Genomic DNA, 22,552 nt, shown 5'->3' with positions numbered 1-22,552 from the left:
CGAGGTGTTAGCCGCGTCGGGTATGTAAACGAAAGAGGCCGCCCGGTTACTCGGGCGGCCTCGCTCGTTCTTGAAATCAGGGACGCTCGCTCACATCGGCGGCGGCTCGGTCCCTTCGGGCGCGGCGCGCTTCACGAAGGCGGCGACGATCAGGACAATGATCAATCCGAAGATGACGCCGAAAAAGATCGTGCCGATCGCCTGTGCGCCCGGCGAAAGCGTCATGCGCACGAAGCCCTCGGCCTTGCTCATCTGGTCTTCCGACATGCCTTGCTCGGCCCACTTGGAGCGGATGACTTCGAGCTGATAGTCGGCGAAGCTCGTGTTGATGAACTTCAGGTGAATGAAGTTGTAGACCGCCGACATGATGGACGCGATCAGGGCCAGCAACGTGCCATTGCCGACGGCTTGGCCGTAGGAAATCGCCTGGTTCGGCCGTTCGTCGCGGATGGCTTTGAGCGCGAACCAATAGATCGCGAACACCACCGGCAGCATCACCCAGTTCAGGTATTGGCCCGTGGCGAGCTTCTCTGTCTCGAACCCTGTGAAGAACATCAGCAGGCGGAATGCCGCGCCGACGACCGTGAGGATCAGTGCATAAAAGAATTTTGTGCCCATGCTTCGTGCATGGCACGCCCGCGCGGGTTTGCCAATCCGCGAAGGACAAACGGCTCTGCGCGCGGATGGGCGGCAGAGCCGGAGAGCGGAAGAGGCGTCAGCGGTTATCGCCGTCGAGCACGCGCCCGAGGCCGCCGAGGATCGAGCCTTCCTCGCGTCCGCCACGGCCGGTTTGCGGTGCGGCGGCGACGATGCGTCCGGCGAGACGCGAGAACGGCAGCGATTGCAGCCACACCTTGCCCGGGCCGCGCAGGCGCGCGAGGAACAATCCTTCGCCGCCGAACAGCGCCGTTTTGATGCCGCCGACGAATTCGATGTCGTAGTCTACGCTCGGCTGGAGCGCGACGATGCAGCCCGTGTCGACGCGCAATGTCTCGCCCGGCGCGAGGGTGCGTTCGTGGAGCATGCCGCAGGCATGCACGAAAGTCAGCCCGTCGCCCTTCAGGCGCTGCATGATGAAACCCTCACCACCGAAGAGGCCCACGCCGATGCGTTTCTGGAATGCGATGCCGATGCTGACGCCTTTGGCGGCGCAGAGAAACGCGTCCTTTTGCGCGATGAGTTCGCCGCCCATCTCGCCGAGGTGCATCGGCAGGATCTTGCCGGGATAAGGCGCGCCGAACGCCACGCGGCGTTTTTGCGCGGAGCGATTGCCGTAGACGGTCATGAAGAGCGACTCGCCGGTGAGCACGCGCGAGCCCATGCCGAGCAGCGCGCCGACAAAACCGCGGTTCTGTTGGGTGCCGTCGCCGAAGATCGTCTCCATTTCGATGCCGTCGTCCATGAACATCATGGCACCGGCTTCGGCGATCACCGCTTCGTTGGGGTCGAGCTCAACTTCGACGAACTGCATGTCGTCGCCGCTGATGCGATAGTCGATCACGTGCATTGGATTCATGGCGGAAAGGACCCGCAGCGTCGCAGAAAAGTCGCGCGGTCTCAGGTTGAATTTGGCCGGGCTTTTCCACGCGGCTTGCGCGCCGATGTGCGCATCACCGGGCGTCGGCCCGTCCGTCGCGCACCGCTTCGCAAGCTCGGCGCAGTCCGCCTGCGAGATGTGCCGCCGGAGGAATCCCTGCCGCCCGGCGCGGTGTTTACGCGGAATTTTCACAAATTTGCGATTATCGCATTTACAAAGCCTCCAGAGGGATACATGGGTTGCTCACAAGTTATCCACGTCGATGGAATCCACACTGAGTGGGGTTTACAATCCACCGCAGCATCACGTTGGCACGAAGGTTAAAACCTACGTTCTCGATACGAACGTCCTGCTGCACGATCCGCAGTCGATCTTCAAGTTCGAGGAGAACAACCTCGCGATCCCCGTCGAGGTTTTGGAAGAGCTCGATGCCATCAAGGGCGAGCAATCGACTGAGCGCGGGCGCAATGCCCGCCGCGTGCACCGGCTCCTGCAAGAGCTGTTGCCCGACTCGCACTCGATGCACGAGGGTGTGAAGCTGCCGAACGGCGGCACGCTCTCGATCATCATCAACCGCTACCTCGTCGAGAACAACTGGTCCACGCCCGCGATGCAGCGGCTGCGCGCCGTCGTCTCGGATTTCACGAAGAAGGACAACCGCATCATCGCGGCCGCGCTCTTCGTGCAGGAGACCTTTCCGCCGCCCACGATCCTTGTCACCAAGGACGTCAATGTGCAGCTCAAGGCCCGTGCCGTCGGGCTCGAGGCGGAGGATTACCTCAACGACAAGGTCCCCGAGGCGCCCGACACCGATTCGTATCAGACGCTCTCGCTCGACGTCTACGCGATGCAGCGCTTCTTCTCCGAGGGACAGTTTGCCGTCGGCGACGACGTCGCGAAGCGACTCTACCTGAACGAATACGTCCTGCTCATGACGCCCGAGGGCAAGACCGCTCCGGGGCGTTACTACGGGCAAGGCGTTGTGCGCCGCCTGCGTTTTCCGGAATTCGTCAAGGCGCCCGGCGGCATCCCGATCCGCCCGCGCAATCTCGAACAGCAGTTCTTCATGGATGCGCTGATGGACGACTCCATCTCGCTCATCACCTGCTTTGGCAAGGCCGGCACCGGCAAGACGCTGCTCTCGACCGGCTGCGCGCTCCACCAGATCACCGATCCGGAGAACGCGCGCTACGACGGTCTCTCAATCTCGCGCCCGGTCATCGCGCTCGGCAAAGACATCGGCTTCCTCCCCGGCTCGCTCGAGGAGAAGATGAAGCCGTGGCTGCAGCCTTATCACGATGCGCTTGAAGTGCTCATGCCTTCGAAGCCGCCGAAGGATCCGCAGTTCGCCGCGAAGAAAGTCGGCAAGAAGAAGCGCAAGCACGACGACGTCATGGCGAGCATGACTGCACCGCAACCCGCGCATGGTGGCGGCAACGGAAACGGCAACGGCCTGCCGCCGATGAAACCCTACGAGCGCCTGATCAAGAACGGCCTCGTGGAGATCGAGGCGCTCTGCTTCATCCGCGGCCGCTCCATAGCCCGCCGTTTCTTCATCCTCGACGAGGCGCAACAGCTGACGCCGCACGAGGTGAAGACCGTCATCACTCGCATTTCCGAGAGCTCCAAGATCGTGCTCATCGGCGACCCTGCGCAGATCGACAATCCCTACGTCGACGCGCGCAGCAACGGCCTCGTTTTCTGCCACAACCGGATGAAGGGCCAGTCGCTCCACGCGCACGTGAAGCTCTCCAAGGGCGAGCGCTCCCGCCTCGCCGAGCTCGCAGCCGACCTGCTCTGAACCGGTGTGGCGACCGCGCAGGTCGCCGCTTCATTCACTCGGGCTTCGCCTCTTCCTCGACGGGGGCGGGCGCTTCTTCGCCGGTTTCGCCTTCCTCGTCATCCAGCAGGCTCGGTTCGCCTCGGCGCTGCGCGATGAATTCCATGATGCCGGCGAAAAGACCGGTGAACATCACGTCGCCGAAGAGCGTGTTGCGGAAAAAGTAGATCGTCGGCGGAAACTCCGGATGCCCGACCGTCAGCGCCTGCCACCAGCCGGCGAGCGACTTCGCGTAGAACGGATCCGACCACCACGACTGCGAATTCGTCACGATGTAGAACAGCAGCGCGCCGAGCAGACTGCCGTTGAGGAGCCAGAGCCAGGACTTGCGCGTCGATACCCACCAGCCGAGCCCCACCGCCACCGCGAAGCACGCGAAGCGCGCGATGTAGCCCGCCGTCGGGAGCGAGTAGCCGTATTCGCGCGCGTAGAACCAGTTGATGTAAAGGTCCGAGAGGCACAGCGCGACGAAGGGCACCGCCCAGGTCCAGCGTTTGCGGAAATACACGGCGCCGCAGAAGGCGATCGCCATGATCGGGGAGATGTTCGACCAGGCGAAATCCATCGTCCCCAGCACGCGGAAGAGTGCGGCGATCAGGATGAGGACGATGGGCAATAGCATGACGGGTCAACTTGTGGGCACTCTTCCGCGGAAGACAAGCGCGGGCCTCGTCAGCTTTCCGCGGCGCGGGCGAGCAGCCAGAGCAGATCGGAAACCCGGTTCAGATATTGCAGCAGCAGCGGGCGCACGGTCTTGCCGTGGGCGCCGAGCCCGGAGACACGCCGCTCGGCGCGCCGGGCGGCGGTGCGAGCGAGGTCCAGCGCGGCCGCGTGGAGATTGGCGCCGGGCGTCGCCCAGCCATCGAATTTCGGTTGCCGCGCCTCGACGGCTGCGACGGCCGCATCGAGGCGGGCGAGAGCGGGTTCATCGATCTTGGCGAACTTCGAGGTGGCGTGACGCGGCGCATCGCCTTCGGCACAGGCGATCTCGCCCATGAGCGCGACGAGCTCCTGTTGGATGCGTTCCAGTGTCGAACGATCGGAGCCCTGCGGCTGCGTGGCCTTGGCGAAACCGATGGCGGCGTTCAACTCGTCGAGCGCGCCGACCGCCTCGATCTGCGGGTGATGCTTCGGCACACGCTGGCCGTAGAGCAGGGAAGTGGTGCCATCGTCGCCGGTGCGGGTGGCGATGGAGCGGGCGGAAGGTTTGCCGGAGTCGGCCATCGCGCCGGTCATTTCTTCGCGGCTTCGCGCGTCTGCTTTTTCAACGCCTTCAGCTGCGGATCGAGCAGTTCGAGCGTCTCCTTGTCCATGCGCGAGATGAAGAGAACGCCGTTCAAGTGATCGGCTTCGTGCTGGACGCAGCGGGCGAACAAACCGTTGCAGTGCAGCGAATGTGGGGTGCCGTGCTCGTCGTGATATTTCACCGCGATCTCGTCGGGACGCGTCACATCACCGCGGATTTCCGGAAAAGAGAGGCAGCCCTCCTCCATCGACGTCTGCGGTTCGGGCACGACGTCGATCACGGGGTTGATGATCACCATCGGCATGAACAGCTCCAACGGCGGCTTGGCACCGTCGAGTTCCCAGTCGAAATCCACCTCGGTCTCCCGCAGGTCGATGACGCACAGTTGAATCGCCTGACCGATCTGCTGCGCCGCGAGGCCGATGCCGTGCGCGCCGTGCATCGTATCCACCATCTCGGCCGCGAGTTTGCGCAGGGGCGCGTCAAATGTCGTGATTTTCGCGCCCTTTTTGCGGAGGACGGCGTCGTCGTAGTGAACAATTCGCAGCGGCATGGGTCGTATTTCGCGCAGCGTATTTGTCCGCGCAACTTGCGCGCAAATAAATAGTTTTCGCCCACGCTGCCCCACGCTATGTCCAGCCGCATGTCCGCCACCACCGTCGCCGTGCCCCGCACCGTCTCCGCGGCGTGGATCGCGGGCGTGTTGGGCGGGCTCGCATTGCTGGCGGTCGCATGGCTGCTTCCGGTGAACGTGAAATCGCTCAACCCCGCGCTCTTGCGCGAGGCCGGACGCGACACTCAGAGCGTTTCCACGTTCGCGCGCGAACTCCTCGAACTCGACCGGCCGGGGCCGGCCGAGCTCGTCCTGGAAACGGCGCGTGCCGTGAACGATCCGGGCGCGGGTGCGGTAGGCGTCATTTTCGAAGACTACCAAAAGCGCCATCGCGACATGATCCCGTGGGGTGGCTGGGATCCCGCGCTCGAGCCGCTGCTCGTCGGCCGCACGGCGGCGTCGCCCGCCGACTCCACGCCGGTGCTGAGGTTTCTCGTCACCACGCAGGCGCGCGACGCGATGCGAAAATACCTTTCGGTGTCGCGGCTGCCCGGCGTGCAGGCGCTGCTGAAGACCGGCGAACTCACCACGACGCAGCGTTTCGTGCCCGCGATGCGCCCGGGCGGGCAGCCGCTCGATGCCGTCATCCTGCTCACCGCCTACCTGTGGCAGACCGAGCGTCTTTCACCGACGCTCCAACGCGAGGTGCGCTCGCTCGCCGAGGCCGCCGTCGCCACCGGCCAGATGGGCGCGCTCGAGGAACTTTACCTCGATATCCTCACCCTCGGAAAACGGCTCAACTGGGTGCAACTCTCCGAACTGCTCCGCACCGCCTCGAATCCCCGCACGGTCGCGCAATTCGCGCATCTCACCCGCGTCGCGCCCGAGCATCTGCCGGTGATCTACACCGCCGCGCTGATGACGAAGTCGGCCGACGGCGTGGCGCGCTACCTCATCGCCTTCGGCAAGCCCGGTGCGGAAAATCTCCGGCTCGCGCTCGCGAGCGGCGAGGGTGCCGTTCGCCAACTCGTCGCGCGGCAGGCGCCCGTCGTGCACACCTCCGGGATGGAGTTCGAATTCGGCGCCGGCTTCGTCCTGCGCCATCCGGAACTCGCGTTGTTCGGGAAATACGCGGCTTTCCTCCTCGGAGTTTTTCTGCTGCTGCGCTCGATCGACCTGCGCCTGTTTTTTCCCGAGGAGAAGCGCCTGCCCGGTGCCTTTCCGCGCATGGGCAGCGGCGTGCTCGCGAGCATCCTGACGTTCATCTTCTTCGTGTTCTCCGAGCCGTTCCTGCTCAAGGCCGCGGCGGCCACCGAATACCAATTCCGCCTCATCGTGCCCATCCTCGGGCAGGCCGCCACCACCGTCGCCAAACCCGTTTCAACCAACGCACCCGCCATGGACATCGCCACCATCCTCTCGATCACCGTTTTCGCCGCGCTGCAGGTCGGCATGTATGTGATTTGCCTGCTCAAGCTCGCCGACGTCGACCGCCAGTCGCTCCCACCCGCGATGAAGCTGAAGCTCGTCGAGAACGAGGAGAACCTCTTCGACGGCGGCCTCTACGTCGGCATCGCCGGCACCGCCACGGCGCTCGTCCTCCAGGTGCTCGGCGTCATCGAGGCCAATCTCCTCGCCGCCTACTCGTCGAATCTCTTCGGCATCATCTGCGTCGCGCTGGTGAAAATCCGCCACGTGCGGAACTACAAGCGCAAGCTCATCCTCGAAGCCCAGCAGGCCTCCGTCACTGCCTGACCGGCCGCCCTCCGCGCCGTCATGAACAAGACGCTTCTCCTCATCATCTGCGACTTCCTGTTGCTCAACCTCCTCGCGCTCACGCGCTGGGAAAAGGCGGAGCCGCAGCGCGCGCTCGACACCCCGGCGCCGACCGCGTCGTCGCCGGCCGCCGCTCCCGCGGTGAACGCCGACATGGTCGAGCTCATGCGCGTCTCCCTCGAGGACGAGAAGGCCGCGCGCGACCAGCTCGCCTCGCAGCTCAACAACACGCAGGGCACGCTCACCGAGCGCGAGAAAGCCCTTTCCCAGCTCGAACAGCAGAAGCAGCAGCTCCAAGGCGCGCTGTCCTCAACCTCCGCCGCCGCGAAGGAACTCGAGAAGAAATACTCCGAAGCCACCAACGAGGCGTTCCTCACCAAGGAGCAGCTCGCAAAGATGCAGCGCGAGCTCGAGGAGCGCCGTGCCGAAGCGGAGCGCCAGAAAGCCGAACTCGCGAAAATGGAGCGCGCCAACACCGAGGCGCGCCAGCGCATCGAGTCGCTCGCCGTCGCCGTGAAAGTCGCCGAGCAGGAGAAACAAATGCTCGGCCAGAATCTCACCGAGGCCAAGCAGCAGATCGAGGTCGAGCGTCAGGAACGCGCCAAGGTCCAGGAACAGACCACGCAGCTCGCGCAGGGCGTCGGCCAGCTCGCGCAGAAATCCACCGAGCTCACGCAGGAGATCCGCGACAACCGCCCGGTGAACCCGAACACGCTCTTCGCCGAGTTCCTCAACAACCGCGTGCAGCTCCACGTCACCACGCGCCGCCCCGGCCTCTTCAGCCCCAGCGTGAAGGACAAGGATTCGCAGACCGTCCTCGTCACCGACGGCGCGCACGTCTACGCGCTCGCGCACCTGAGCGACACGCCATTCTCGCTCACCTGGGAAAACCCGCCGAACTACGACCTGATCGCCGGCCAGCTCACGCGCGGCACGTTCAAGGCGCCGGTCAACGAACTCCGCTTCCTCAACGCCGACCCGCGCGTCGTGCTGGTGCCGATCGACGACTCGCTCGCCGCCGTCATGGGCGCGAAGGTCTACAAGCTCGCCACCGAGCCGTTCAAGTTCCCCTCCGTCGTGCTCGTCCGCGCCGACGACGGCCGCTACGGCGAGACGCATTTCCGCATCGACGCGAACCGCCGCGGCTACGTGAAGATCGACAATCGCATCTCGACGCGCCTCTTCGGCGAAATCGCGCCCAAGCGCGGCGATCTCGTCTTCGCGCAGACCGGCGACCTCATCGGCATCATGGTCAACAACGACTATTGCGCCGTGCTCGGAGATTTCAGCGCCGCGCAGACCATCTCCGCCGGCGAGAGCGTCTCGCAGAAGAACACCGACGCGATTTTCCGCGACCTGTCGAATCGCTGGATGCGGCTCGAGCAACCGTTGCAGTGACGGGCGGCGCGCGTCGCCGTCCGGGCGACGCCATCGCGATCGGGCGCGAACCATCGCCGTCGGAGACGTTGGCCACCACCTGGGTGGTTTCGCCGTTGAACGCGGGCATGCTCCCCGCCTGAATCCGCGGCGTGCTGCCGCCGTTCATCGAGTCGCTCGGGCTCACCGATCCGTGGACCTATTTCGGGGTCTTCCTCGTGGCATCGCTGCTCATGCTGTGGCGGCTCGAGGCGATGCTCGACCACGGACTCGAGGGCACCGCGCTCGGCACGCTCGTGATGCCTTACTGCTCGGGACTCGGGAATCTGCTCTTCGTCTGGATCGTCTGGCAGCGCCACGGCCCGGCGCAGGAAGTGTTGACCAACTGTCTCGTGAACAACGTCACGAACCTGACTTTGCTGCTCGGTTTGCCGGCGCTGCTGTTTGGCTTGCAGGTGACGAGCGGAGCGAAGTCGGGCGCGGCGAAGGGGGCGAAGAAGCCGGCGGGCAAAGCTGGCAACGCACGCGGCGATGCCGGTGCGACCGGCGCGCTGGTGAACCGCCTCTCGCTGCTGCTCACGCTCGTCGCGGTCCTGTTTTTCACGGGTGGCACATGGCTGCTCGCCGACGACGGCCAGCTCGCGCGCACAGACGGGCTGATGCTCGTGGGACTGTTTCTGTTTTGGCAGACGTTCCAGGTGTTCGACGTGATGAAGCATAACGTGCAACGGCGCGCGTCGTTCGGCGTGCTGTTCTACGTCGATCTCGTCGTCGTGCTCACGGCGGCGTGGGCGCTCTACGAAAGCATCGATTGGCTGGTGACGTGGATCACGGCGCAGAAGTCGGGTTTCGTGAGCGCGGCGAATCTCGGCTGGCTCAGCGGCTGGTTGATGGTGCTGCCGAACGCGCTGCTCGCGCTTTACTGGGGTTGGAAGAAACGCGCGGACGTCGTCTACAGTTCGCAGATCGGCGACGGGCACATCTGCATCCCGCTGTGTCTTGGGGCGCTCGCGTTGCTCACGCCCGTCGCTGTGCCGCCGCTGTTCATGACCGGCCTGATGCTGCTCGGCGGCGCGGTGGTGGTGCACGCGTTCTGCCTGCTCGCGTTTGGCGGCTTGCCGCGGTGGGTCGGCGGCGTGCTGATCGGCGCCTACGGGTGGTTCGTGTGGACGGGATTGTTCGCGTGAGCCGCGCCCTCCTGTCGTCACACCGGTTCGCCGGAAAGCTCGAACACTTCGTTGCCGCCGGTCGTGAGATAGCGACCGAGCTCGGAGCCGGGGAAGCTGCCGAATTGCCCGGGGTGGCAGCGCAACAAGCCTTCGCGTGCGAGGCGCACGATGCTGCGCGCGTTCAGGTCGGTGTCGTTGCAGAAAAACGGCGGGCGCGCGCGGTTCGGCCACATCATCGAGCCGCGCAGCACGTCGCCGACGATCGCCTCGCCGGAGGTGAGGACGACCGAGACGGAGCCGGCGGTGTGGCCGGGAGTCGGGATGATTTTCCCGCGCACGCCGTAGGGTTCGAGCGAGAAGGATTCGCGGAAGAGAATGTCGGGCTCGAAACTTTGGAAATCCTCGTCGACGAAGGGGCGGATGAAGCGGCCGAGCGGCCCCTGGGCGGCGAGCACGCCGTTTTTGCCGGTGCGGGCGAGCGTGGCGTCGCCGGCGTGCAACGCGACCGGTCGACCGCTGCGCGTGTGCAACTCGGCGGCGTTGCCGGCGTGGTCGCTGTGGCCGTGCGTCAGCAGGATGAGCGAGAGCTGTTTCGGGTCGATGCCCTGCTGTTTCAACGCGGCGAGGATGCGCGGGAGATCGCCGGGCGCACCGGTGTCGACGAGCACGGGCTGGTCCCCGAGCAGGAGGTAGCAGTTCGAAATCGCGCCTTTGATGCGGACGATCATGGCACCGCGCCGAGCAAAACCAGCCGGGCGTCGTTGCGCAACGCTCGGCTCGGCGCCGGCTCAGAACTTCAGATGCTTCACCGTGAGCCCCTTGTTGATGAGCTGCTTCAGGGAATCGAGGCCGATGCGGATGTGATCGGAGACGAAGTCGCCGTCGACCTTGCGGTCGCTCTCGGAGGTTTTCACGCCTTCGGGCGTCATGGGTTCGTCGGACACGAGGAGCAGCGCGCCGGTGGGGATTTCGTTGGCGAATCCGGTGATGAAGATCGTCGCCGTCTCCATGTCGATGGCCATGACGCGGAGGCGCTCGAGGTATTTCTTGAACTCGGCGTCGTGCTCCCAGACGCGGCGGTTGGTCGTGTAGACGGTGCCGGTCCAGTAATCGCGGCTATGATCGCGGATCGTGGTCGAGATGGCTTTTTGCAGCGCGAACGACGGCATCGCGGGCACTTCGGGCGGAAAATAGTCGTTGCTCGTGCCCTCGCCGCGGATGGCGGCGATGGGGAGGATGAGGCTGCCGACTTTTGCGCGGTGTTTCACGCCGCCGCATTTGCCGAGGAAGAGGACGGCCTTCGGGTTGATCGCGGTGAGCAGGTCCATCACGGTCGCCGCCGTGGCGCTGCCCATGCCGAAGTTGATGATCGTGACGCCGTCCGCGGTGGCGGAGCTCATCGGCTTGTCGCGACCCATCACGGGGACGTTGTGCCACTGGGCGAAGGTCTCGACGTAGGCGTCGAAGTTCGTGAGGAGGATATACTGGCCGAAATCCTTGAGCGGGACGCCGGTGTAGCGGGGCAACCAGTTCTCGACGATTTGTTGTTTGGTGTCCATGCGAGCTGTTTTGCCCGCAAAAAATTAGCCCCGCGTTTCGGCGGGGCGAGGTTAATTTAGCTGGCGATGTCGGCGCGGCTCAGCCTCGGGCCTGACGCCAGGCGCGGATGAGCAGCGCGCTGGCGACGAGCGCGGCGAACCAATCCGAGGGCGCGCCGCCGCCGCCGCCGGACGGTGCGGGCGTGGGGGTGGGAGTGGGGGCGGGCGTGTTGACGGTGAGCGTGGCCTTGTTGCTCGTGACGCTGCCGGCGGCGTTGGTCACGCTGACGGTGTAGTCGCCTGCGTTGGCGGCGGCGACGTTGGAGACGGTGAGCGAGCTGCCGGTCGCGCCGCTGAGCGCGGTGCCGTTGAGGGACCATTGATAGGTCGGCGTCGGGGTGCCGGTGGCGGTGACGCTGAATGTGACGTTGGCGCCGGCGTTGACGGATTGGCTGGCCGGCTGGGTCGTGATGGTGGGACCGGTAGCGAGCACGCCGGCGCGCACCGTGGTGCCACTGGCGACGTAGAGCCCGCCCGCGTTGTCGACGGCGATGCCGCGCGGGTAGTAGAAGCGGGCGTCGCGGCCCGCGCCGTCCGTGCTGCCGGGGGAATCGACCAGACCGGCGAGTGTGCTGACGGTCCCGGCCGTGGTTCCCGTCGTCCAGATCTTGCGAATGGTCTGGTTGTCACTGTCGGCGACGTAGAGATTGCCGCTCGCATCGGCCCCGATCGCCGCGGGGTCATTGAAGCGTGCGGCCGCGAGGCTGCCGTCGGCGTAGCCTGGGGTGGCGCTGCCGAGGGTGGTGACGGCGCCGTCGGAGGTGATCTTGCGGATGGTGTGATTGCCGGGATCGGTCACGTAGAGATTGCCGCTGGCGTCGGCCACGATGCCTTGCGGGCTTCCAAAGCGCGCCGCGCTGCCGGTGCCGTTCGCGGTGCCGTAGGCGAGAGCGGTGCCGGCGAAGGTGGAGACCTCTCCGGTCGCGGTGACTTTGCGGATCGTGGCATTGGTCGAATCGGTGACGAACAGGTCGCCGTTCGCGCCGATCGTGACGCCGCGGGGATAGTAGAATTGCGCGTCGGTTCCCTGGCCGTCGGCGCTGCCGAAAGTGCCCGCGGTTCCGGCGAGGGTGGTGACTTCGCCGGTCGGAGAAACGCGTCGGAGGATGTGGTTCTGGGTGTCGGTCACGTAGAGGATGCCCGAGCTGGCGACGGCGAGTCCGACGGGGCCGTTGAAGCGGGCGGCCGTGCCCATGCCGTCGACGGCTCCCGATTGGCCCGGGGCGCCGGCGAGAGTGGTGACGTCGCCCGCGGGGGTGACTTTGCGGATGCAGTGGTTGGCGGTGTCCGCGATATAGACATTGCGTTGGGCGTCGACGGCCACGCCGAGTTGGGAACCGAGGCGGGCGGCGGAGCCCGTCGCATCGAGGAATGACGCGGCGTTTTCCAAGGCGAGGCCCGCTACCGTGCTCACGGTGCCCGTGGTGGAGAGTTTGCGAACGTTGTTGTTGCCGGCGTCGGCGATGAGGAGATTGCCGCTGCGGTCATAGGTCAGGGCCATCGGGAAACCGAGCTTCGCCATCGTGGCCGAACCGTCCGCGCCACCGATCGTCCCGTCGCCGGCCAGAGTGACAAAATTGGGTGAACCGTCGGCGGGCGGAGCGTAGCGCACCACTTGGTATCCGACGGTGGCGACGAGCTGGCCGGTGGAGTCGAAGGTGAGGGCGCTGACGCCGGCGTTGTATAGCTGCCGGTCATAGGTGCGCGTGATCGAAGTCTCCCAAAGGCGTGAGTCGGCGCCGGCGGGCGTGAGCTTGTGCACGAAACCGATGTAGGAATAGTTCACGAAATAGCCTGAGGACGTGAGGACCGAGTGCTCGTCGGTGAATTCGTAGGCGGAGACGCAGACGTTGCCGTTCGTATCGACGGCGATGGCGCCGTAAGCGACGGACACGAGAGCGTCGATGTCCTGCGTCTCGGGAAATTTCAGGTTGGTGGCGAAGGTGGTGACGCCGCCGGTGGGCGTGATCTTGCGGACGGCGTTGTTGCCCGCTTCGGTCACATAGAGGTTGCCGGACGAGTCGCTCGCGATTTTGCGGGGGCGGTTGAAGCGCGCGGCGTTGCCCGAGGCGTCGGTGTTACCGGTGACGCCCGCCAGACCTGCGAGAGTCGTCACGACGCCGGCGGAAGTGATTTTGCGGATGGTGTGGTTGCCGGTGTCGGTGACGTAGAGATTGCCGGACGAGTCGATGGCGATGCCTTGCGGGCTGTCGAAGCGCGCGGCGCTGCCCGTGCCGTCGACGTTGCCGGGTTCGCCCGGCTTGCCGGCGAAGGTGGTGACGACGCCGGCCGGGGTCATCTTGCGGATGGTGTGGTTGCCCTCGTCGACGACGAAGGCGTTGCCGGTGGCGTCGACGGCGATGTCCTGTGGACTGTAGAAACGCGCGGCGGCACCCGTGCCATCCTGGCTGCCGATGCTCGATGTGCCGGCGAGCGTCGTGAACGAATACAGGGTTGAATAGTCGGCGGCGGCGTGGAGCCGCGGGCCGAGGCTGGAGAGCAGCGCGAGTGCGCCGAGAGTGAAAAGGCGGAGGTGTTTCATGGAAGAGAAGCGCTGCTCCGAACGACAATCCAGTGTCGTGCGTCCGCTACTGCGGACTGCGAGGCCGCGGAATTTTCCGAGGACGCGCTGGGGCGCACTTCTTCCCGAGATCGCAGGTGGTGCGGCGGAGGCGGGCGCAAAAAAGGGGCGATGCACTCGCCCCGGGTCGCGGCGTGACTGGAGGTGTGTGCGCTCAGCGCGCGCGGCGCAGCGTGCGCAAGGCGACGAGGCTGAGCAGCGTGGCGAGGAACCACTCGCTCGGTGCGCCGCCGCCACCACTGGAACTGCCGCCGCCGGTCGGTGGTGGCGCGCTCGCCGGCGTCACGGTCAGCGTGGCCTTCCCGCTGGTGACGCTGCCAAGGGCGTTGGTGATCGTGACGGAGTATTCGCCGGCGTCGGAGGCGCGGGCGTTGTTGAAGCTGAGGGTGCTGCCGGTCGCGCCGCTGAAGGGCTGACCGTTGAACTGCCATTGATAAGTCGGAGCCGGCACAGCGACGGCCTTGACGGAGAAGGTCACACTGGAGCCGGCGGATACGGAGAGGTTCTTCGGTTGCTCGATCGCAACGGGTGCGGCTGCGAGCTGGCCTTGGCGGATGGTGTTGTTGAACCCATCAGTCACGTAGGCGACGCCCTTGGCATCCAAGGCGACGAAGTTGGGATAAAAGAACCGGGCCGAATTCCCGAGGCCATCGGCTGAGCCGTCGGTTCCGCCTTTGCCCGCGAGGGTGGTGACTTCGCCAGAAGGGGAGATGCGGCGAAAAGTGTGATTGGTGCTGTCGGCCAGATAAATGTTTCCGGATTGGTCGATGGCTAGCCCGCCGGGGCTGTTGAGGCGGGCAAGATTTCCGGGGCCATCAGTCAGGCCCGGAGAGCCCGCCAGGCCGGCCACGGTGGTAACGACTCCGGCGGGCGTAATTTTCCGAATGGTGTGATTGTAGGTGTCCCCCACGTAGAGGTTGCCTGAGGCATCCAGTGCGAGGCCGCGCGGCCTGTTGAAGCGCGCCGCAGTGCCCGTGCCGTCGTCGGAGCCGCTGATTCTCGGCTGGCCGGCAAAAGTGGTCACGACGCCGGCGGGAGTGATGCGGCGGATGACGTGGTTTCCCGAATCGGCGACGAAGATTTCGTTCGCGCCGGTGACCACCAGGCCGACCGGTTCGAAAAAAATGGCGCCAGTGCCCGTGCCGTCGGCCCAACCGAAGGTCTCCGCGTTACCGGCGAGCGTGGTCACGGCTCCAGCGGGAGTGATGCGGCGAATGACACAGTTGCCAGTGTCGGAGACGAAGACGTTGCCCGCCGCGTCCAACGCCACTCCGGTCGGGGAGAAGAACCGCGCCGCGGATCCCGTGCCGTCCGCGTATTTTCCGCCCACCTGGCCAGTGGTGCTGTCTGCAACCACCTGACCGGCAGTCCCGGCCAGGGTCGTAACGACGCCGTCAGGGGTGATGCGGCGAATGGTGTTGTTGGACGTGTCGGCAACATAGACGTTGCCGGTGCCGTCCACAGTCACGCCCCCGGGCAGATTGAAGCGCGCGGCATCGCCGGTGCCGTCCGCTGAACCCCGGCTTTCTGCCGAACCGGCAAAGGTGGTGACCACGCCGTCTGGTGTGATGCGACGGATCGTCGAATTGTAGGTGTCGGTGACGAAAATCCCGTTGCTGGCGTCGACCGCCACTCCGTTGGGGAAATTGAAAAGCGCCGCGCTGCCAGTGCCGTCTTTCCAACCGAAGCGGCCGGCTTGGCCGGCGATGGTGCTGACCGCGCCTGTCGGGTCGATCTTGCGAATCGTGCAGTTGCCACCCTCCGCCACGTAGAGGTTACCCTGGAGGTCGGCCGTCACTCCTTCAGGAATGCTGAACCGGGCCGTGCTGCCCGAACCGTCGATGGCCCCGCTGGAGCCAGCCAGCCCGGCGACAGTGGTGACGGCGCCTGCGGGAGTGATACGCCGGATCGTGTGGTTGAATGAGTCGGCCACGAAAACATTGCCCGCGGCGTCGACTGCGAGCCCGGTTGGCATCTTGAAACGAGCGGCTTCTCCCAACCCATCGGTGGCTCCGGATGTCTCCGCTTTCCCGGCAAAGGTCGTGACTACTCCGGTGGCCGTGATCTTGCGGATGGTGGAATTGTTGGTGTCGGCGACGTAGAGATTGCCCGCCCCGTCGATGGCGATGCCCTCTGGGGTGTTGAACCGTGCAGCGTTGCCGGTGCCATCGACGGAACCCGGAGTCGCGGCCAGACCGGCTACGGTCGTTACGACTCCCGCCGGCGTGATGCGCCGGACCGTGTGGTTGCGGGATTCCGCCACATAAATGTTGCCGGCGCCGTCCAGTGCCAGACCCGCCGGGTAGTTGAATCGGGCGGCATCGCCGGTGCCATCGGTCGCGCCGCTAAAACCCGCCAGCCCGGCCACGGTGGTCACGACACCGGCGGGCGTGATTTTCCGAATGGTGTGATTGTAGGTATCCGCCACCCAGAGGTTCCCTGCGCGGTCGAAGGCGGCCCCGATCGGGCTGTAGAAGCGTGCCGCTTTGCCGGTGCCGTCGGCATTTCCGATATTGGAGGTTCCGGCAAGTGTGGTGAAGTAGTAGGGCGCCGGGCTGGGGTCCTCGGCGCGGACGATAAGGGTCGTGATGAGAACGATCCAGATGGGTCGGAAAAAGCAGAAGTTCACTTTGTTCATGCGGTGTGGCCCGCATGAGAAGACAATTGAACGTGGCCAAACCGCTATTCGCAGCGCGTGGCGGAGTGTGGTTCCAGAGCGTTCAGCTCCGGAAGATCCGTCGAGCCAGGCCGCTGAGTAACAGCGCCGCGATAAACCAGACGCTCGGTGCGCCGCCGCCACCGCCATTCCCGCTGGACGCTGGCGTCGGCGTCGTGACTGCCGTGACATTGAGCGTGGCTGGATTGCTGGTGACGCTGCCGAGTTCGTTCGAGACGACGACGGTGTAGTCGCCGGCGTCCGCTGTGCGCGCCGCGGAGATGGTCAACGTGCTCGCGGTCGCGCCGGCGATGGCCGTGCCGTTCAATCGCCACTGGTAGGCCGGTTCGGGAGCGGCGGCCGCGATGACGGAGAGTTGGGCGTTCGCGCCGGCGTTCACGCTGGCATTTGCGGGCTGCGTTGTGATGCGTGGCGCGGCGGCGACGATGCCCTTGCGGATCGTCGTGCCGCTGGTGACGTAGATGCCGCCATCGCGGTCGAGGGCGAGGCCGGGAGGCGAAAGGAAGCGCGACTTGCGGCCCAGACCGTCGGCGCTGCCGGCGGCTTCGGCGAGGCCGGCGAGGGTGGTGACGACGCCGGCGGGCGTCACTTTGCGAATCACATGATTTTCGCCGTCGGCGACGAAGACGTTGCCGCTGGCGTCGACCGCGAGTGCCTTGGGTTGGTTGAAACGAGCGGCGGAGCCGGTGCCGTCTTCCGCGTTCGCGTCGCCGCCGGCACCGCCGGCCAAGGTGGTGACCGTGCCGTTGGGCGCGATTTTGCGGATGCTGCCGTGGCGAACGGAGTGAGAAACGTAGAGATTGCCGGCGGCGTCCTGCGCGAGGCCTTCGGGCGTATCGAAGCGTGCGGCAGTGCCGAGTCCGTCGAGATTGCCCGGAAGCAGGAGGCTGCCGGCGAAAGTCGTGACGACGCCCGTGGGCGTGATGCGGCGGATCGTGTGATTGAGCCGGTCGGCGACGTAGATATTGCCGTCGAGACCGGCGACGAGACCGGCGGGAAAGTTGAAACGCGCGGCGCTGCCGGTGCCGTCGTCAGCGCCGGCAGCGTTCGCGTTGCCGGCGAGGGTCGTGACGACGCCTTGGGCGCTCACCTTGCGGATCGTGTTCGTGGCGGCGTCGCTCACGTAGAGATTGCCGTCCGCGGCGAGTGCGATGCCGTAGGGGCTGTCGAAGCGCGCTTGGTCGCCGGTGCCGTCGACATTGCCGCGCTGGCCGGCCTTGCCTGCGAAGGTGCTCACCACGCCGTCGCGGTTGATCTTACGTATCGTGGAGTTGATTGCGTCGGCGACATACGACTCCCCGGTGGGGGCGATGGCGATTTGGGCGAGTCCGCCGAAGCGCGCGGCGTTCAGCGTGCCGTCGGTCGTGCCGGTGGCGTTGTCGGGCGCGAGGCCGGCGAGGGTGGAGACGGTGCCGTCGGCAGTGATCTTGCGGATCGTATTGTTGTCGCGATCGGCGACGAAGAGGTTGCCCGCACTGTCGAGGGCGAGGCCGAAGGGATTGCTGAGCCGCGCGACCGTGCCGGCGCCGTCGGTCGCGCCGCGCACTCCCGCGGCGCCGGCGATCAAGGTCACGGTGCCGTCGGTGGCGCGACGATGAATCGTGTGGCGACCGGTGGCGAAATAGAGCGTGCCGTTTGCCGCGATGGCGAGGGCGGTGATCGATTGGTGGCCCGCGCTCGAGGGAATGACGGTCGTCACGGTGCCGTCTGGCGCGATTTTGCGCAGGCTGCCGATGAGGTCGCCGACCCAGACGTTGTTGTTCGCGTCGAGCGCGAGGGAGTAGGGAAACATGAACGTCGCGGCGGTGCCGACGCCGTCGGCGGTGCCATAGACGCCGGGCTGCCCGGCGAGCGTGGTGACGGTGCCGTTGGGTGCGATCTTGCGGACGGTGTTATTCACCCATTCGGCGACGTAGATGTTGCCGGCCGTGTCGATGGCGGCGCCGCCGAGGATTTCAAAACGCGCTTGGGTGGACGTGCCGTCGGCGGTGCCGCGTTGTCCGACAACGCCGGCGAAGGTGGTCACGACTCCGGCCGGGGAGACCTTGCGCACCGCATGGTTGAGCTTGTCGGCGACGTAGATATTGCCGGCGGCATCGACGGCGACGCCGGTGGGATTGTTGAATCGGGCGTCGGGACCGGTGCCATCGCTGCCGCCGCGCACGCCGGCGGTGCCGGCTAAGGTGCTTACCACGCCCGAGGGCGTGATCTTGCGGAGGGTGTTGTTGACCTCGTCGGCGACGTAGAGGTTGCCGTTCGCGTCGCAGGTGATCGCGCTCGGACCGTAGAAGCGCGCGGCGGCGCCGGGGCCGTCATTGCTGCCGATGCTGGAGACGCCGGTGAGCGTGGAGAACGCGTAGGGCGTAGCGTAACTGGACGCAGCGACGAGAGAGGGCGACGCCGAGAACGACGCGAGGAGGGCAAATGAGAATAGGACCGTCGTTGAGAGCTTCATGCAGCTGCGGGCTGCAGAAAGAGACAAACGAAGCGGGCGAAACCGCTAGTGGCGACGCTCGCGCGGCCGGCGAGGGGCTAGGCTCAGCGCGCGGCGGCGAGGGTGTTTTGCGTGTTCAGGTGCTCGACGCCTGTGAATTCCAAAATTAAAGTGTGCTGCTGCGCGGTTGCGGAGCGCGAATTCCATCGCTCTGGTGTGCTGAGGCACGGGGACGCGCCGCTCTCTCAACGCTCAACGCTACTGGCTTAGTCCCTTCCATCATGCCTGTCCGCACTGTTCCCAAGAACCATCGCAACGTCACCGGCGCCTTCAGTTCGACCAAGGCGGTCGGCGCCGCGCGCTTCGAGTCCACATTGGAGCGCGACTTTCTCGCCCTGCTGAACTTCAACCCGGCGGTCCGGTCATTCGAGGTCCAGCCAGTGCGAATTCCGCTGTCTGGCACCGACCGGCAGCGCCACTACACTCCCGACGTGCTCGTGCACTTCGATCCGGGGATGATGCCCGATCGCAAACCGTGGCTCTGTGAGGTCAAATATCGTTCGGAACTCCGCTCCGACTGGAAGAAACTGACGCCGAAGTTTCAAGCGGCGGCTCGCTTTGCGGCCGAGAAGGGATGGCGGTTCAAGCTGATTACGGAGGCTGAAATCAGAACGCCTTTCCTGGAGAACGTGCGATTCTTGGATCGGTATGCCCGCCTGGAGCCCGGCATGGAAGACGATGTTGCTCGCTTGCACGAGACGTTGGCGCAACTACGCGAAGCCACTCCGGCGCTATTGTTGGCCGCGCTATGTAAAGATCGCTGGAACCAGGCGCTCCTGCTGCCCAAGCTCTGGCATATGATTGGCACCGCGCAAGTGATGGCCGATTTGACTGTTCCGCTGACGATGCAGAGCAGCATCTGGCTCCCGCAGGACTAGACCCGACATGGCCGCGACTCCCTCTCTCCAAATCCGTGAAGGCATCGATGTCGTTGCCAATGGTCGCCGCGGTGTCGTAACCCGGCTGGTGAATCTCGACACCGTCCTTGTGCGCGATGCCGAGACTGGCGAGACACGGAAGTTCCGTGTCGCTGAGCTGCGCACTTCCGCGCCAACTCCGGGGCATACAGACCTCGAACGCATTCCGGATCACGACTGGCAGATCGCAAATCAGCGCTTGGAGGTCATCCTTCCTTTGCTCGGGAAGACCGATCGCAATCGTGCTGAAGTCGAGGAACGGGCGGCCTCTTTCAATCTCCACGTCAATACCGTCTACAAGTGGATATCGGCCTATCAGGAGACGGGCCTGCTCACGTCCTTGATGCCCAAGACGCGTTCCGATAAAGGTGCCCAGCGACTGGATCTCTTAGTGGAGGATGTTATCAAAGCGGTGATCAAGGAATTTTTCCTCACGCCTCAGCGCATGCCGATCTCCAAGGTCTGCGCGGAGGTGCGCAGCCGTTGCTTGCGGAGCAATGTCACACCGCCGCATCCCAACACGGTGCGCAATCGCATCACGTCGATTTCCCAATCTCTTCAGCTCACCAAGCGCGCAAGCCGTCGTGCAGCCGAGCAGAAATTTTCTCCGATCGAAGGCTCGTTTCCCGGTGCCGATTGGCCGCTCGCGGTCGTGCAGATCGACCACACGAAAATTGACCTCATTCTCGTTGATGACGTGCACCGCAGACCGATTGGCCGACCGTGGCTGACCTTGGCGATCGATGTTTTCAGCCGAATGGTGACCGGCTTCTACGTCTCGTTTGACCCGCCTGGGGCCCTGTCCGTTGGCTTGTGCATCGCTCATTCAGCCCTCGCCAAGGAGCCGTGGCTGCTCCGCACGGAGGTGGATGGTGAGTGGCCGGTTTGGGGGCTGCCCAGAACCTTCCACGTCGACAATGCGCGCGAGTTTCGTGGCCAGATGCTCGATCGCGCGTGTCAGCAATACGGAATCAATATCGAATGGCGGCCCGTGGCCCGGCCTCACTTCGGGAGTCACATCGAACGCCTGCTCGGCACTCTCGCGCGAGAGATTCACACTCTCCCGGGCACCACGTTCTCCAACCCTGTGGAGCGCGGAGACTATCCCTCGGAACAACGGGCGGTGATGACCCTCCGTGAACTCGAGACCTGGCTGACCACCTTCATCGTTCAGGTCTATCATCGCCGTGTGCATTCGGTGTTGGGAGTTTCTCCGTCCGAGAGATTTCAACAAGGCATCCTCGGCACGGCCACGCGGCCAGGCACGGGACTGCCAGCCCGCGTCGCGGACGAACAACGGCTCCGTTTGGATTTCCTGCCGTATAAGGAACGGACCATTCAAAACTACGGCGTCGTGATCGACGAGATCCACTACTACCACGACGTTTTGCGTGCATGGATCAATGCTCCCGATCCCGCACACCCGCGCCACAAGCGAAAGTTCCTTTTCCGTTTCGATCCCCGCGACCTTAGCGTGATCTGGTTCTGGGACCCGGTCCTCAACGCTCACTTTCCCATCCCTTATCGGGACACCTCGCATCCGCCCGTCAGCATCTGGGAATTGCGCGAAATGTCCCGAGCGGTAGAGTCCTCGAAACAGCCAATGGATGAACGGGCGTTGTTTGAGGCCTACGATCGGATGCGCACCATTGAGCAGGAGGCGGCTTCCAGCACGAAGGCCGTTCGTCGTGCCGCACAGCGTCGCCGCTTCTCAGCGCCCGATCTGCCGCGTTCATTGCCTTTGCCGGCCACTACGGAAGCCGGTGCCCCCGGCAAGCCTCCCGCGCCCTTCGACGAACTCGATGACCTGAGCAGCCGCACACCTGAGGATCATGAAGACGACGAGTAGCAATCCAGCGCCGAGCCATCTTACCCAAGCCGCGGCGGAGTGTCTCACGCTGCCCAAGCGAGAGCGGATTGCGCGCATTCGCGCCCCACGTTGGATCGGCTATCCACGCGCGCGTGAAGTTCTCGACAAGCTCGAGGACTTGCTGGTCTACCCGCGCTCTCACCGCATGCCGAATCTCCTGATCGTCGGAGATACGAACAACGGAAAGACCATGCTGGTGGATCGCTTTCGTCAGTCGCACCCAGCCGATTCCAACCCGAGCGGGCAGGGGGTGCTTGCGCCCGTCATCACAGTGCAAGCTCCGCCAGTCCCGGAAGAGGGGCGTTTCTACAACGCGATTCTCGAATTGCTCGTCGCGCCTTTTCGCCACAGCGATCGCGTCGACAAGAAGATGTCCCAGGCAGTGACCCTGCTGCGCTACGTGCAGGTTCGCATGCTCATCATCGATGAGATCCATCACATCCTCGCCGGGAATCTCAACAAGCAGCGTGCGTTCCTCAACGTCCTGAAGTTCCTGGGCAACGAACTACAGATTTCAATCGTCGGTGTTGGCACAAAGGATGCGTTCCGCGCGATCCAGACCGACCCTCAGCTGGCGAACCGGTTTCAGCCCCTCGTGCTGCCGCGGTGGACGATCGATGAGCAATTCTACCGCTTGCTGGTGAGCTTCGAGCGGATGCTCCCACTCGCCGAGCCATCCAATCTTCACGAGACGAATCTGGCCGGGAAGTTGCACGCTATGAGCGAGGGCTATATCGGCGAACTCTCCCGTCTCCTGACCGAAGCGGCCGTGTTGGCAGTGAACAATGGTCGTGAGCGTATCGACCTTCGTTTGCTCGCCGAGCTCGACTGGACGGGGCCATCTGACCGCAAACAGCAGCTCGACCACCGAGGCTAAGTCACTGGCGGGATAGAATGCCGGCCAAGCTAGAGAATGC

The 22,552-nt window shown here is 64.9% G+C and carries 17 protein-coding genes; 7 read left to right on the top strand and 10 right to left on the bottom strand.

The features are described from left to right. Window positions 1–90: 90 nt before the first annotated feature. Together KF715_16050 and KF715_16045 are read right to left on the bottom strand one after the other, a co-directional pair. The gene (locus KF715_16050; GenBank protein ID MBX3738208.1) at window positions 91–618 is read right to left on the bottom strand and encodes a DUF4199 domain-containing protein; all 528 of its coding nucleotides are present in this window, start codon (window positions 616–618) and stop codon (window positions 91–93) included. Between the two features lie 97 nt (window positions 619–715). Then, the gene (locus KF715_16045) at window positions 716–1,516 is read right to left on the bottom strand and encodes a TIGR00266 family protein (protein MBX3738207.1); all 801 of its coding nucleotides are present in this window, start codon (window positions 1,514–1,516) and stop codon (window positions 716–718) included. A 283-nt stretch (window positions 1,517–1,799) separates the two neighbouring features. Here KF715_16045 and KF715_16040 point away from each other — a divergent pair, with 283 nt between their 5' ends. Next, the gene (locus KF715_16040; protein ID MBX3738206.1) at window positions 1,800–3,338 is read left to right on the top strand and encodes a PhoH family protein; all 1,539 of its coding nucleotides are present in this window, start codon (window positions 1,800–1,802) and stop codon (window positions 3,336–3,338) included. A 34-nt stretch (window positions 3,339–3,372) separates the two neighbouring features. Here KF715_16040 and KF715_16035 read toward each other — a convergent pair whose 3' ends face one another. From KF715_16035 to def, 3 genes are read right to left on the bottom strand one after another with little or no spacing between them, the layout of a single operon-like run. Continuing rightward, window positions 3,373–3,999, bottom strand: a complete 627-nt coding sequence (locus tag KF715_16035) for a hypothetical protein (GenBank protein MBX3738205.1) — start codon at window positions 3,997–3,999, stop codon at window positions 3,373–3,375. A 50-nt stretch (window positions 4,000–4,049) separates the two neighbouring features. Beyond that, the gene (locus tag KF715_16030; protein ID MBX3738204.1) at window positions 4,050–4,613 is read right to left on the bottom strand and encodes a cob(I)yrinic acid a,c-diamide adenosyltransferase; all 564 of its coding nucleotides are present in this window, start codon (window positions 4,611–4,613) and stop codon (window positions 4,050–4,052) included. After that, on the bottom strand, window positions 4,610–5,176 hold the full coding sequence (def, locus tag KF715_16025) for a peptide deformylase (protein MBX3738203.1): 567 nt from the start codon (window positions 5,174–5,176) through the stop codon (window positions 4,610–4,612). Before def ends, KF715_16030 begins: the two co-directional genes overlap by 4 nt. A 90-nt stretch (window positions 5,177–5,266) precedes the next feature. On the opposite strand from def, the gene KF715_16020 reads away from it, so the two are divergent. The 3 genes from KF715_16020 (at window position 5,267) to KF715_16010 (ending at window position 9,516) form a co-directional block, all read left to right on the top strand. Then, window positions 5,267–6,931: a hypothetical protein gene (locus KF715_16020; GenBank protein ID MBX3738202.1), complete on the top strand. Its 1,665-nt coding sequence runs from the start codon at window positions 5,267–5,269 to the stop codon at window positions 6,929–6,931. Between the two features lie 21 nt (window positions 6,932–6,952). Then, entirely contained in the window at window positions 6,953–8,350 is a 1,398-nt protein-coding gene (locus KF715_16015) for a hypothetical protein (protein ID MBX3738201.1), read from the top strand. A 146-nt stretch (window positions 8,351–8,496) separates the two neighbouring features. Further along, on the top strand, window positions 8,497–9,516 hold the full coding sequence (locus KF715_16010; protein MBX3738200.1) for a sodium:calcium symporter: 1,020 nt from the start codon (window positions 8,497–8,499) through the stop codon (window positions 9,514–9,516). A gap of 17 nt (window positions 9,517–9,533) precedes the next feature. On the opposite strand, the gene KF715_16005 is transcribed toward KF715_16010, so the two are convergent. From KF715_16005 to KF715_15985, 5 genes are all read right to left on the bottom strand, one after another. Further along, window positions 9,534–10,226 carry an MBL fold metallo-hydrolase gene (locus tag KF715_16005; protein MBX3738199.1) on the bottom strand — a complete coding sequence of 231 codons (693 nt, stop codon included), beginning with the start codon at window positions 10,224–10,226 and terminating at the stop codon, window positions 9,534–9,536. 60 nt (window positions 10,227–10,286) lie between these two features. Further along, window positions 10,287–11,057, bottom strand: coding sequence for an AMP nucleosidase (locus tag KF715_16000; GenBank protein MBX3738198.1), 771 nt, complete (start codon window positions 11,055–11,057; stop codon window positions 10,287–10,289). Between the two features lie 79 nt (window positions 11,058–11,136). Continuing rightward, window positions 11,137–13,638 carry an immunoglobulin domain-containing protein gene (locus KF715_15995; protein MBX3738197.1) on the bottom strand — a complete coding sequence of 834 codons (2,502 nt, stop codon included), beginning with the start codon at window positions 13,636–13,638 and terminating at the stop codon, window positions 11,137–11,139. 193 nt (window positions 13,639–13,831) lie between these two features. Next, window positions 13,832–16,315, bottom strand: coding sequence for an immunoglobulin domain-containing protein (locus KF715_15990; GenBank protein MBX3738196.1), 2,484 nt, complete (start codon window positions 16,313–16,315; stop codon window positions 13,832–13,834). Window positions 16,316–16,397: 82 nt separating this feature from the next. Next, window positions 16,398–18,809: an immunoglobulin domain-containing protein gene (locus KF715_15985; GenBank protein MBX3738195.1), complete on the bottom strand. Its 2,412-nt coding sequence runs from the start codon at window positions 18,807–18,809 to the stop codon at window positions 16,398–16,400. A gap of 260 nt (window positions 18,810–19,069) precedes the next feature. Here KF715_15985 and KF715_15980 point away from each other — a divergent pair, with 260 nt between their 5' ends. Genes KF715_15980 through KF715_15970 form a run of 3 tightly spaced genes read left to right on the top strand, consistent with a single transcriptional unit; the run spans window position 19,070 to window position 22,512 of the window. Next, on the top strand, window positions 19,070–19,726 hold the full coding sequence (locus KF715_15980; GenBank protein MBX3738194.1) for a TnsA endonuclease N-terminal domain-containing protein: 657 nt from the start codon (window positions 19,070–19,072) through the stop codon (window positions 19,724–19,726). A 7-nt stretch (window positions 19,727–19,733) separates the two neighbouring features. After that, complete coding sequence (locus KF715_15975) at window positions 19,734–21,614, top strand: DDE-type integrase/transposase/recombinase (protein MBX3738193.1); 1,881 nt, start codon at window positions 19,734–19,736, stop codon at window positions 21,612–21,614. Beyond that, window positions 21,598–22,512, top strand: a complete 915-nt coding sequence (locus tag KF715_15970) for a TniB family NTP-binding protein (GenBank protein ID MBX3738192.1) — start codon at window positions 21,598–21,600, stop codon at window positions 22,510–22,512. The genes KF715_15975 and KF715_15970 overlap by 17 nt, the downstream gene beginning before the upstream one ends. Window positions 22,513–22,552: the final 40 nt, after the last annotated feature.

This window comes from Candidatus Didemnitutus sp. (genome assembly GCA_019634575.1).
Classification (GTDB): Bacteria; Verrucomicrobiota; Verrucomicrobiia; order Opitutales; family Opitutaceae; genus Didemnitutus.
This window is presented reverse-complemented; position numbering and strand designations above follow the sequence as displayed.